This window comes from Mycobacterium paraffinicum, from assembly GCF_025822865.1.
GTDB lineage: Bacteria > Actinomycetota > Actinomycetes > Mycobacteriales > Mycobacteriaceae > Mycobacterium > Mycobacterium paraffinicum.
In genome coordinates, this window is the sequence record NZ_JACKUR010000021.1 from 436,692 (window position 1) to 448,099 (window position 11,408).

Consider the following 11,408-nt stretch of genomic DNA (forward strand, 5'->3'; position numbering starts at 1 on the left):
CGAGCGGCGGACGCTGATCCAGGAACGTCCGCCGCCCGGTCCGCAACCGATCAGCCGCAGGTCACCTTGATGCTGAAGTCCTTGCTGATCATGCCGGCCATCGGGTTCTTCAGGTCGGCGCCCTGCGCCTGGCCCGTGATGGTGTAGGACTTGCCGTCCACCGCCACGTTGGCAGAGCCGACCTTCGCGCCCATGTTGTTGCTGACCGACAGGGCGTTGCCGTCGACGACCATTGCCAGCGACTCGACCTTGGGGGTGGCCTCGTCGGTCATGACGACGGCCAGCGCCTGCCGTCCGCCGCTGGAGCCACTGCCGATGTCGATCTTGCCGCCGGTCCGCACGCAGGTCACCGAGGCCGGGTCCAGGCCCGCCAGGTCAGTGCCGCCAACCTTGACCTGCGCCCCGCCGCCGTTGGCGACGCTGGGTGCGGTGCTCGATGCCGGGCCGGCCGTGTGGCCGCCGCTGGAACACCCCACCAGCACCGATGCGGCGCCCAGTGTCCCAATCGCAGCCGCGAGAAGACGTTTCACTTGAGGTTTCCTTCCTTCATGCGCCGCCCCGATGGCGTCGCCATGGCGCAAGTAGAGACCGGCCGATTCGCTACCGATCCCAAATTTCGCGGCATCGAGCCGGTAGGCTGCGTCGGGGCGGGCGCAGGCGAAGGGAGCGCGCGATGCTGAGCGTGAAGTGGCTGGAAAAGCCTGAGGCCCATGACTTTCCGGCGGCGGCGGACTACCTCACCATGCTGGCGGACTCGGCGACCGTCAAGAAGGCGATCAAGAAACTGAAGGCCGGCACCGTCACGCACCGCAAGGCCAAAGACATTCTCCGGGCGGCGCGGCTGGGCCTGTTATCGGTCGACAATCCCCACGTCGCGGCCGACCTGACCAAGATCGAGAAGGACCAACCGCTGTCACCCATCCTGCTGGTGCGCGGTGACTTCCCGACCGGTGCCCCGTTACAGATCGCCGACGGCTACCACCGCGTGTGCGCGAGCTATCACACCGACGAGAACACCGACATTCCGGTCGTCATCGCGGCCGTGAGCCGCTGATCGAGGATGTGACCATGATCGACATCAAGACTGTGGGAACCGTGCAGGTGCTGACCCTGTCGTCGGGTCCGGTCAACGCCCAGGACGTCGAGCTGCTCGACGAGCTGACCTTGGCGGTGCGCGATTTGGAGCGCTCGAAGGCCGGCGCGCTGGTCGTCACCGGCGGCGGCCGGGCGTTCAGCGCCGGGGTCGACCTCAACCGCGTGGTGGAGGGCGGCGCCGACTACACCGATCGGCTGGTCCCCGCTCTGTCGGCGGCGTTCGAGGCGATGTTCGCCTACCCGGGCCCGACCGTCGCCGCCATCAACGGCGCCGCCATCGCGGGCGGATGCGTGCTCGCGTGCGCCTGCGACCGCCGCCTCATCGGTCCCGAGGCGCAGATCGGGGCGGCGGAGGTGCGCGTCGGCGTGCCCTTTCCGGTCGCCGCGCTGGAGGTCATGCGCTATGCCTGCGGCGATCGCGCCGAGGAGGTGCTGTTGGGTGGGCGCACCTATCGCGGTGCCGAGGCCGTTGCCCGCGGGCTGGCCCATCGCGTGGTCGAGGACGATCTCCTCGAGGCGGCCGTGGCGGAGGCGTCGGATCTCGGCGACATCCCGGCCGACGCCTATCGGCAGACCAAGACGCAGCTGCGGGCCCCGACGATGGCGCGGATCCGCGACGGCCGGGGTGTCGACGACGAGGTCCGCCAGATGTGGGGAGCGGGCGGGACCCTGCAACGGATCGCCGCATACGTGGAGCGCCTGCGGCGGCGCGACTGACTATTCCTCGTCGAGGGCTTCTTCGACGGCGACGCCGCCCCTGGTGCGCCGGCGCCGCATCCGGTGCGACCCCTTGCCCGTCGGGCGGCGGTTGCGCAGCTTGGGCTCGGCCGCTTCGGTCTCCTCGGCCTCCTGGGCGGGTTCTTCTGCCGCCTCGGGGGCCGCGGCCACCTCGGCCGTCTCTTCGGCAGACTCGGCCGTGACCGCCTCGGTTTCCTCCGACTCGTCGGCCTCGGCCTCGTCGGCCTCTGACTCGGTTTCCTCGGCCTCCGCCTCGTCGGCTTCCGCCTCGTCGGTCTCCGCATCGTCGGCGGGTTCGCCGTCTTCCTCCCCGGCCTTGCGCAACCGACGCTTCTTGGGTTTCTTCGCCTTGATCGGTTTCGGCGGTGGCGGCGGCAACTCGGCGACGAACGACAGGTAGAACGCGAAGAACCCGAGTAATCCGATCGCGGCCGCCGCGCCATAGATCGCGAACAGATACCGCCCGGCGGCGTCCAGGCTCAGCCAGATCTCGCTGATCGCCGTGCCGATGATGAGCACGCCGGCCAGCACATGGGCCACGATCGAGGCGACCCTGAGGGTCAGGGCCAGCTGCGGCGTCCCCAACTCCGGCTTGCGCACCCGCAACAGGTTGAACACCACGGGCAGCGCGGCCAGGGCGAACAGCGCTCCCGTCGCGATCCGAAGCGCCGTCCCCATCGAATGCGTGGTGTCACCCGTCAGCTCCGGCCAACGGGGCAACACGAAAAAGAAGTAGAGGACGCCGGCAGCGATCGAGAACGACGCGTGCCACGGGATGGCGACCTTGCGCCCCATAAGCCTCCTCATGCTGGTTGGCTCAGCTCAGGCCAGCCTAAAGGCGGCCGACCCGATTCCAGACCAATTCGTGCTGCCCGCGTGGCGGACCTATTGCGGAGGATGCGGGATTTGAACCCGCGAGGGCTGTTAACCCAACCCGCGTTCCAGGCGAGCGCCATAGGCCACTAGGCGAATCCTCCGTGGCCATGGTAACCGAGGCCGCCTTGGCCCTGGAGTCGCACGTCGACTAGTTCGCGCCGGGTATTAGACTCGCCGTGGACCCCGCGCGGCGTCTATCCTGTGAACTCCCCCAGGGCCGGAAGGCAGCAAGGGTCAATGGGCTCTGTCGGGTGCGCGGGGTCCCCTATGTCCGATGAGTGGCGACCCGCTTCGCCCGGCTCCGCCGCGCTTGCGATCGCCACTAGTGTTCCAGCGTTCAAGGCGAAGGGGCCCATGGTGTCTTTCGATTCCCTCAGACCTGAAGAGTTAGCGGCTCTACACGCCCGCAACCAGCAGGACTACGCGGATCTGCAGGCCAAGAAGTTGGCCCTCGACCTCACCCGCGGCAAACCGGCGCCCGAGCAGCTCGATCTGTCCAACCGGTTGCTGAGTCTGCCCGGTGACGACTATCGCGACGGCGAGGGCACCGACACCCGCAACTACGGTGGCCTGCACGGCCTGCCCGAGCTGCGGGCCATCTTCGGAGAGCTGCTCGGCATCGGAGTGTCCCACCTGATCGCCGGCAACAACTCCAGCCTGGAGCTGATGCACGACCTGGTCGCCTTCTCGATGTTGTACGGCGGCGTCGACTCGCAGCGCCCCTGGAAGGACGAGGCGAGCGTCAAATTCCTGTGCCCCGTTCCCGGCTATGACCGGCACTTCGCCATCACCGAGACGATGGGCATCGAGATGATTCCCGTCCCGATGACGGCCGACGGTCCCGACGTCGACCTGATCGAGGAGCTGGTCGACGTCGACCCCGCCATCAAGGGCATGTGGACGGTGCCGGTATTCGGCAACCCCACCGGAATCACCTACTCCTGGGAAACGGTGCGCCGGCTGGTCCAGATGCGGACGGCGGCGCCGGACTTCCGGCTGTTTTGGGACAACGCGTACGCCGTGCACACGTTGACGCATGACTTCCCGCACCAGATCGATGTGCTGGGGCTGGCCGCCGCTGCCGGCAACCCGAACCGGCCCTACGTCTTAGCCTCGACCTCGAAGATCACCTTCGCCGGCGCCGGCGTGAGCTTCCTGGGCGGATCGCTGGGCAACATCGCGTGGTACCTGCAGTACGCGGGGAAGAAGTCGATCGGCCCGGACAAGGTCAACCAGCTGCGGCACCTGCGCTTCTTCCGCGATGCCGACGGGGTACGCCTGCACATGCTGCGTCACCAGCAGATCCTGGCGCCGAAATTCGAGTTGGCGCTGGACATTTTGGACAAGCGGCTGAGTGACTCCAAGATCGCCTCGTGGACCGAACCGCAGGGGGGTTACTTCATCAGCCTCGACGTGTTGCCCGGTACGGCGCGCCGGACCGTGGCGCTGGCCAAGGACGCGGGCATCGCCGTGACCGAGGCGGGCGCGTCGTTCCCGTACCGAAAAGACCCGGACGACAAGAACATCCGGATCGCGCCCACGTTCCCGTCGCTGCCGGACCTGCGCGACGCGGTCGACGGGCTGGCCACGTGCGCGCTGCTGGCGGCCACGGAGTCGTTGCTCGTCTCCGCCGCGTCCAGTGTGAGCTGACGGCGACGACACGCCCGCCGGGCTCCAGTCAGCGCGCGCCGGTAGCCTGCTGACCGTGGCCCTCTACCGCAAGTATCGACCGGCAACCTTCGCCGAGGTGGTGGGGCAGGAGCACGTCACCGAACCGCTGTCGATCGCCCTGGAAGCGGGCCGGATCAACCACGCCTATCTGTTCTCCGGGCCGCGCGGCTGCGGAAAAACCTCGTCGGCGCGGATCCTGGCGCGGTCGTTGAACTGCGCCCAGGGGCCGACGGCCAATCCGTGCGGGGTATGCGACTCGTGCACGGCGCTGGCCCCGAACGCCCCCGGCAGCATCGACGTGGTGGAGCTGGACGCCGCCAGCCACGGCGGCGTGGACGACACCCGCGAGCTGCGGGACCGCGCGTTCTACGCGCCGGCGCAGTCCCGCTATCGGGTGTTCATCATCGACGAGGCGCACATGGTGACCACCGCGGGATTCAACGCGCTGCTCAAGATCGTGGAGGAGCCGCCCGAGCACCTCATCTTCATCTTCGCCACCACCGAACCGGAGAAGGTGCTGCCGACGATCCGGTCGCGCACCCACCACTACCCGTTCCGGCTGCTGCCCCCGAAGACCATGCGGGCGTTGATCGGGCGGATCTGCGAGCAGGAGGGCGTCGCCGTCGACGACGCGGTGTTCCCGCTGGTGATCCGAGCCGGCGGCGGGTCACCACGCGACACGCTGTCGGTGCTCGACCAGCTGCTGGCGGGCGCCGAGGAAGACCATGTCACGTATCCGCGGGCGCTCGGGCTGTTGGGCGCCACCGACGTCGCGCTGATCGACGACGCGGTGGACGCCCTCGCCGCGTCGGACGCCGAGGCGCTGTTCGGCGCGGTGGAGTCGGTGATCGATGCGGGCCACGACCCGCGGCGCTTCGCCACCGACCTGCTGGAGCGGTTCCGCGACCTCATCGTGCTGCAGGCGGTTCCCGACGCTGTCAGCCGCGGCGTGGTGGACGCCCCGGAGGATGTGCTCGACCGGATGCGCGACCAGGCCGCCCGCCTCGGGTCGGCCACCCTGACCCGCTACGCCGAGGCCGTGCAGGCGGGGCTGGGCGAGATGCGCGGCGCGACTGCCCCGCGCCTGTTGCTCGAAGTGGTTTGTGCACGGCTGCTGCTGCCCTCGGCCAGCGACACCGAGTCGGCGCTGCTGCAGCGCGTCGAACGGATCGAGACGCGGCTGGACATGTCCATTCCCGCCGCCGAGGCGGCGGCCGCGCACCCGCCCGCGGCAACCCAGCCGGCGCGGCCACGCAAGCAGCCGCCGCCGCCCAAGGAGCCCGCCCCGCCAAGGTCCGCTCCGCCCGTTCCCAAGCCGGAGGCGGTCCCCGAACCGGTCCCGTCGCCCCCCGTGCCCGAACCGGCCGCAGCGCCGATCGCCGAACCGGCCACGCCCGGTGAACTCAACGCGGCCGCCGTGCGGACCATGTGGCCAACGGTGCGCGACAAGGTGCGCCAGCGCAGCCGCACCACCGAGGTGATGCTGGCGGGCGCCACCGTCCGCGCGATCGAGGAGAACACGCTGGTGCTGACGCATTCGTCGGCGCCGCTGGCCAAGCGGCTGTGCGAACAGCGCAACGCCGACGTCATCGCCGAAGCGCTCAAAGATGCGCTGGGCGTCAACTGGCGGGTGCGTTGCGAGGTGGGCGCGGCGGCGCCGGTCGAGTCGGCCGCGCCGACCCCCAGGGCCGCAGAGCCCCCGCCCGACGTGGCGCAGCGCGACGAAGAGGAACACATGCTCGCCGAAGCCGGCCACACGGAGTCGTCGGCGCCGCGCCGCGACCCCGAGGAGGCCGCGCTCGAGCTGCTACAGAACGAGCTCGGCGCCCGCCGGATCGATAACGCCTGAGCTCGACTGCCGGAGGGCTAGCGGCGATCGCAAGGGCGGCGGAGCCGGGCGCGGCGGGTCGGCGCCAGAGAGCTAGCGGCGATCGCAAGGGCGGCGGACTCGGGCGCGGCGGGTCGGCGCCAGAGAACTAGGGCGTCCACCAGGGCCGCAGCGGCAGGTGGTCGCCGCCCTGTGCGTCGACGTTGGCCGCCAGCACGTGGTGCAGTTGCAGGTTGTTCTGCTCGAAGGCGACCCGCGAGGCCGCCATGTACAGGCCCCACACCTTGGCCGTGGCCAAGCCGACCTCGTCGACCGCTTCGTCCCAGTGCTCGACCAGGTTGTGGCACCAGTCGCGCAGCGTCATCGCGTAGTGATGCCGGAAGTTCTCCTCGTGCAGCACCTCGAAGCCGACGTCCTGGACCTCGGTGATGATGCGGCCCGAGCCGGTCAACTCCCCGTCCGGGAAGACATACCGGTCGGTGAAACCGCCCGCGAAGGAGGTCGACTTGTTGTCGTGGCGGGTGATGCAGTGGTTCAGCAGCAGCCCGCCGGTGCGCAGCTTCGACTTCAGGAACCCGAAGTAGGCCGGGTAGTTCTTGACGCCGATGTGCTCGGTCAACCCGATCGAGGACACCGCGTCGAACCCGGCCTCGCGGATGTCGCGGTAGTCCGAATGCCGGACTTCGGCCAGGTCCTCGAGACCCTCATCCTGGATCGCCCGTTGCGCCCACTGCGCCTGCTCGCCCGACAGGGTGGCGCCGATCACCCGGACGCCGCGTCGCGCGGCGAACCGCACCATGCCGCCCCAACCGCAGCCGACGTCCAGCAACCGATCCCCTTGCTGCAGCCGCAACTTCTCGAAGACCAGCCGGTACTTGTTCTCCTGGGCTTCCTCCAGCGTCGCGTCGGCGTTGGGGTAGACCGCGCACGTGTAGGTCATCGACGGGCCGAGCACCCATTCGTAGAAGGTGTTGGAGACGTCGTAGTGATGGTGGATGGCCTCGGCGTCGCGGGTCTTGGTGTGCATCAGCCCGTCGGCGATCCGCCGCCACCGGGGCGGCGTTTCCTGCGGCGGCGGGGGGACCGGGACCAGCCGCTCCAGCCCCATCGAGCGCACCACGTTGGCGAGCACTCGCGCCGGCGGCCGCTTGAATTGGACGCGGTCGGTCAGCGTCTTGAGCAGCTGGTAGGGGTCACCGGGGTGCACGCCGTACAGGTCCAGGTCGCCCGCCACGTATGCGCGGGCCAGACCTAGTTCACCGGGAGCGGTGGCCAGGTAGGTGGCGCCGCGCGGGGTCCGAAGATCCAGGCCCAGTTCCGCGTCCTTGCTGCCGGCGGTGCTGCCGTCGTAGGCGGTGAACTTCAGCGGGTGGCGCCCGGTCGCGGCGAAGATCTCCAGGATCTCCGCCATGCTGAGTTTTCCGGCCGTGGCGCCGCGGGGTTCCTTGGTTTCGCTAATAGAAGTCATCGCCGTTGCACCGCCTTTGCGTAGAGGTCGAGTAGCCGGGAATCGGGATCGTAGGTTTTCTTGACCGTGTTGTAGGCCTCGCCGCCGTACAATTCGTCGAATTCCTCGCGGGCGTAATAGGAGTCGGAATACAGCGACTTGTGCCCGTCGAGCTCGCTCACCTTCGCTTCGATCGACCGGTTGGTGGCGCCTTCCGTGGCCCCCGCCGGCACGGAAGACCAGAAGCCGACGTTGACGTAGGTGTGGTCCGGCCGCATCGGATACAGCGGCCAGCCCCCGTGATCGCGCAGCCGTAGCGGACACAGCCAGATGGGGGTGATGGGCACGTTCTGCAGGAACCACTCCAGGAACTCGCAGGTCCGTTCGACCGGCACCTCGACATCCTGGACCACCCGCTCACGCGAGGGACGCCCATGGCGTTTCTCGATCCGGTCGGCGACGCCGAAGCGCTGGTCCATGGCGACCAGCTTCGAGTAGACGCTGCTGCGCCGGTAGCGGCGCGGCCACCAGCGCCGCAGCCGGGGGTTTTGCACACCGAACGCGCGCGAGCACCAGAACCAGTCGGTGTCCCAGCGCCAGAAGTAATCGTGCATCGTCAGCCGGTCGTCTTTGGTGGCTTCCACCCCGGGGGAGTCGTGCCGGATCGACTGGTAGTAGATGCTGTTTCCGGTGTAGTCGCTGACCGGCCCCGGGGTGGTGGTTCGCCGGCCCACGCACAGGTAGCTCTCGTCGGCGCTGAACACCACACCGTCGAGATAGTCGACCGGCGTGCCGCCCTGCCCGCCGGTATCGATGATGCGTTCCATCGCCGCGATCAGCGCAGGCAGCGAGCGGAACCGGACGTGCCGCAACGCGACAAACGGCGCGATTGGCTCCAGCTCGATCCGCAGCCGCGTTGAATACCCCAGCGTCCCATAGGAATTGGGGAAGGCGCGGAACAGGTCGGGATGCTGGGTGCGCGACGCGGTGAGCAACTCGCCGGCGCCGGTCAGGATGTCCATCTCCAGCACCGATTCATGCGGCAGGCCATTGCGAAACGATGCCGACTCGATGCCCAAGCCGCTGACCGCACCGCCGAGCGTGATCGTCTTCAATTGCGGGACGACCAGTGGCGAAAGGCCGTAAGGCAGCGTCGCGGCCACCAGATCCTCATAGGTGCACATGCCGGCCACATCGGCGGTGCGGGCTTCGGGATCGACGCTCAGCACTCCGGTCAGCCCCGACGTGTCCAGGCCGGGGGCGTCGCGTTTAGTGCGGGCGCGGAACAGGTTTGAGGTCGGCTTGGCGAGCCTGACAACGGACGTTGCGGGGATGGATCGATAACTCGCCATCAACCGGTCAACGCCCGACTTGTGCGCCGAGAGTGCAGATCCAGGGACAGGCACCACATATACCCTAGTCTTCGACCACAGCCCGTGCACCCGCGCGTGGGCCGCATAGCTTCAGGAGTTGTTTTGGGACAGGTGAGTGCTGCCAGCACAATTTTGGTCAACGCCGAGCCGGCCGCCGCCCTCGCGGCCGTCGCGGACTATCAGCAGGTGCGCCCGAGGATTCTGTCCCCCCAGTACAGCGATTACCAGGTGTTACAGGGCGGCCAGGGCGCGGGCACCGTCGCCAAATGGAAGCTGCAGGCCACCAAATCTCGCGTCCGCGACGTGCAGGTCAACGTCGACGTCGCCGGCCATTCCGTCATCGAGAAGGACGCCAACTCGTCGATGATCATCAACTGGACGGTGGCCCCCGCCGGACCCGGGTCCAGCGTCACCGTGAAGACCACCTGGACCGGTGCGGGCGGCGTCAAGGGCTTCTTCGAGAAAACCTTTGCGCCGTTGGGGTTGAAGAGGATTCAGGGCGAGGTATTGGCCAACCTGAAGCGGGAACTGGAAAGCTAGCCCGGGCCAAAACCGCGGCTGGCAACCGCCACCGTCGGGCCCAAGCGTTGGTTGGGGAATTCGACGGTGATCGACGGGTCGGCGGAATGGGCGAGCGCGCTGAGCGCCGACGGGCTGTAGGTGCGTAGCTGGCTGATGAAACCGTCGTGTGCCAGCGGGCTCACCCGGGTAAAGGGCCACGTCGCCGCCAACACCACCGAGTGCAGCGCCGCCGCGGGCCGGCGGAGGTCGATGATCAACAACTTGTTCGCGACCCGGGTCCCTTCGGCGAACACCCGGGCGGCCCGCGCGGGCGGCAGGTGATGTAACGACATCGCGAAGACCGCCAGGTCGTACTGCCCGTCCGGGGCGTCGATCGCGGTCGCGTCCATCTCCCGCACCGTGGCCCGTGGATGAGTGCCGAGGTCCCCGGCGGCGACGGCGGCCACGAACGTGGGGTCGACGTCGGTGACCGTCACGTGTGCGGCGGGGTGCATCTCGAGCAGCTTGCTCGACAGCCCGCCGAGGCCGGCCCCCAGCTCGAGGATTTTCGGAGAGGGCACATCGGCCAGCTCAGCAAGAACGATCCTGGCCAACTTCTCATGAGCGCCCAAGAACCGTCGCCGCCCCGCGCGGTCGAGCGCGTGGACGACCTTTTGCTTCAGATCGTCGACATCGTCGCGGTCGAGGTATTCCAATCGGTCGGTCTGCAACCGACGGTCCAGCCAGGAGGCGTTCGGCCCGCCCCGCGGCATGTTCGCGATGTCGTGGGCGCTGTTGTCCACGTAGATCATCATGGACCATGGCCGCACCGATCGACCGAGTTTTACGCGCAATCCGTGGCCACAGAAGTGCTAGATCCGGGTTGCCGTGCCGAGGCCCGCGCTACCATGAATTGCCGGTTTCCCGAAGGGAAGACAATGCGCGGAAATTCCTCTGCGATCCACCGGGCGTTCCGGACAGTTTCCCAGGCCTGTGGCCTGATGCGACAAAAAGACGCCGCTGCTTATTACACGATGATCGGCGACGACGTCATCGATTTCATGAATGAGGGTTACGTCGATAACTCCAAGCCGCTGTGGCTCAACCTCGGTTACTGGAAAGCCGCCCGCACCTATCCGGACGCCTGCGTCGCGATGGTCGAACTCTTGGGAACGCGGGCCGGGTTGAAACCAGGCGACAGAGTCCTCGACGTCGGCATCGGTTTCGGGGAGCAGGACTTTGTTCTTCTCGAGCGCTTCAAGGTTTCACACATCACGGGCATCGACATCACCCCGGTCCACGTCGACATGGGCCGAGACCGCGTCGCCAAGCGCGGGCTGGGGGAACAAATCGATATCCGGCGCGGCTCCGCGACTGCAATGGACTTTCCCGACGTGTCGTTCGAAAAAGTCTTGGCCCTGGAATGCGCATTCCACTTCGACACACGCGACCAATTCATCCGCGAAGCGTTTCGGGTCCTCAAGCCCGGAGGAACCATTGCGCTCACCGATATGCTTCCCAAACCTGGCAAGAAATCAGGCCTGACGACCGCGTTCGGCCGAAAGTACGGACACATTCCGAAAGCCAATTACTACGACCGCGAGGAATACTCGGGCCGGCTGGCTGCCGCGGGATTCGGGGATATCCGGGTGGAATCGATCCGGGAAGACGTGTACCCGGGCATGGCCAAGTACACCCGGCAGCGCATTCAGGCGAAGAAAAAGATGAATGAAGTGGTTGTGGAAGTGACGGAAGACGATCGCGCGCACTGTCGCGGTGTATCGCTGTGGGAACGATCGACCGGCTTCTCGGATTATGTGATCGCGTCGGCGCGAAAGCCCCTGGAAGTCAAGGGAATTCGCTGACGGGCGGGGACGCG

General features: G+C 67.7%; 11 protein-coding genes, 1 tRNA gene and 1 other RNA gene. 7 read left to right on the forward strand and 6 right to left on the reverse strand.

Going from position 1 to position 11,408, the window contains the following annotated elements; all coding sequences use genetic code 11:
- Nucleotides 1-50: 50 nt before the first annotated feature.
- Entirely contained in the window at nucleotides 51-530 is a 480-nt protein-coding gene (locus H7J89_RS10710) for a lipoprotein LpqH (protein ID WP_372513758.1), read from the reverse strand.
- Between the two features lie 143 nt (nucleotides 531-673).
- On the opposite strand from H7J89_RS10710, the gene H7J89_RS10715 reads away from it, so the two are divergent.
- Together H7J89_RS10715 and H7J89_RS10720 are read left to right on the forward strand one after the other, a co-directional pair.
- Entirely contained in the window at nucleotides 674-1,054 is a 381-nt protein-coding gene (locus tag H7J89_RS10715; RefSeq protein WP_264043248.1) for a hypothetical protein, read from the forward strand.
- Nucleotides 1,055-1,068: 14 nt separating this feature from the next.
- Nucleotides 1,069-1,812 (forward strand): enoyl-CoA hydratase/isomerase family protein, encoded by a 744-nt coding sequence (locus tag H7J89_RS10720; RefSeq protein ID WP_264043250.1) that lies wholly within the window; start codon nucleotides 1,069-1,071, stop codon nucleotides 1,810-1,812.
- On the opposite strand, the gene lucA is transcribed toward H7J89_RS10720, so the two are convergent.
- A complete protein-coding gene (gene lucA, locus H7J89_RS10725) occupies nucleotides 1,813-2,628 on the reverse strand; it encodes a lipid uptake coordinator LucA (RefSeq protein WP_264043252.1) in 816 nt (271 codons plus the stop codon).
- Nucleotides 2,629-2,724: 96 nt separating this feature from the next.
- Nucleotides 2,725-2,810 (reverse strand) — tRNA-Ser (locus H7J89_RS10730).
- A 74-nt stretch (nucleotides 2,811-2,884) separates the two neighbouring features.
- Here H7J89_RS10730 and ffs point away from each other — a divergent pair.
- The 3 genes from ffs (at nucleotide 2,885) to H7J89_RS10745 (ending at nucleotide 6,229) form a co-directional block, all read left to right on the forward strand.
- An RNA gene (gene ffs / locus H7J89_RS10735) (signal recognition particle sRNA small type) lies at nucleotides 2,885-2,979 on the forward strand.
- A gap of 87 nt (nucleotides 2,980-3,066) precedes the next feature.
- Nucleotides 3,067-4,359 carry an aspartate aminotransferase type Ic gene (locus H7J89_RS10740; protein WP_264043255.1) on the forward strand — a complete coding sequence of 431 codons (1,293 nt, stop codon included), beginning with the start codon at nucleotides 3,067-3,069 and terminating at the stop codon, nucleotides 4,357-4,359.
- A 55-nt stretch (nucleotides 4,360-4,414) separates the two neighbouring features.
- Complete coding sequence (locus H7J89_RS10745) at nucleotides 4,415-6,229, forward strand: DNA polymerase III subunits gamma/tau (protein WP_264043257.1); 1,815 nt, start codon at nucleotides 4,415-4,417, stop codon at nucleotides 6,227-6,229.
- Nucleotides 6,230-6,356: 127 nt separating this feature from the next.
- Here the strand turns inward: H7J89_RS10745 and H7J89_RS10750 are convergent, their stop codons facing one another.
- Both H7J89_RS10750 and H7J89_RS10755 read right to left on the reverse strand, forming a co-directional pair.
- Entirely contained in the window at nucleotides 6,357-7,667 is a 1,311-nt protein-coding gene (locus H7J89_RS10750; RefSeq protein WP_372513766.1) for a class I SAM-dependent methyltransferase, read from the reverse strand.
- Nucleotides 7,668-7,672: 5 nt separating this feature from the next.
- Complete coding sequence (locus H7J89_RS10755; protein ID WP_264043262.1) at nucleotides 7,673-9,064, reverse strand: FAD-binding oxidoreductase; 1,392 nt, start codon at nucleotides 9,062-9,064, stop codon at nucleotides 7,673-7,675.
- 66 nt (nucleotides 9,065-9,130) lie between these two features.
- On the opposite strand from H7J89_RS10755, the gene H7J89_RS10760 reads away from it, so the two are divergent.
- The gene (locus H7J89_RS10760) at nucleotides 9,131-9,568 is read left to right on the forward strand and encodes an SRPBCC family protein (protein ID WP_264043264.1); all 438 of its coding nucleotides are present in this window, start codon (nucleotides 9,131-9,133) and stop codon (nucleotides 9,566-9,568) included.
- On the opposite strand, the gene H7J89_RS10765 is transcribed toward H7J89_RS10760, so the two are convergent.
- On the reverse strand, nucleotides 9,565-10,341 hold the full coding sequence (locus H7J89_RS10765) for a methyltransferase domain-containing protein (protein WP_264043816.1): 777 nt from the start codon (nucleotides 10,339-10,341) through the stop codon (nucleotides 9,565-9,567). The genes H7J89_RS10760 and H7J89_RS10765 overlap by 4 nt on opposite strands.
- 45 nt (nucleotides 10,342-10,386) lie before the next feature.
- Between H7J89_RS10765 and H7J89_RS10770 the strand changes: the two genes are divergently transcribed.
- On the forward strand, nucleotides 10,387-11,394 hold the full coding sequence (locus tag H7J89_RS10770) for a class I SAM-dependent methyltransferase (protein ID WP_264043266.1): 1,008 nt from the start codon (nucleotides 10,387-10,389) through the stop codon (nucleotides 11,392-11,394).
- Nucleotides 11,395-11,408 lie beyond the last annotated feature (14 nt).

What these genes read in the sequence shown, in the direction of transcription:
- H7J89_RS10715 (WP_264043248.1), top strand. Translation starts at nt 674, where the DNA reads ATGCTGAGCGTGAAGTGGCTGGAAAAGCCTGAGGCCCATGACTTTCCG.
- H7J89_RS10720 (WP_264043250.1), top strand. Translation starts at nt 1,069, where the DNA reads ATGATCGACATCAAGACTGTGGGAACCGTGCAGGTGCTGACCCTGTCG.
- lucA (WP_264043252.1), bottom strand. Translation starts at nt 2,628, where the DNA reads ATGGGGCGCAAGGTCGCCATCCCGTGGCACGCGTCGTTCTCGATCGCT.
- H7J89_RS10765 (WP_264043816.1), bottom strand. Translation starts at nt 10,341, where the DNA reads ATGATCTACGTGGACAACAGCGCCCACGACATCGCGAACATGCCGCGG.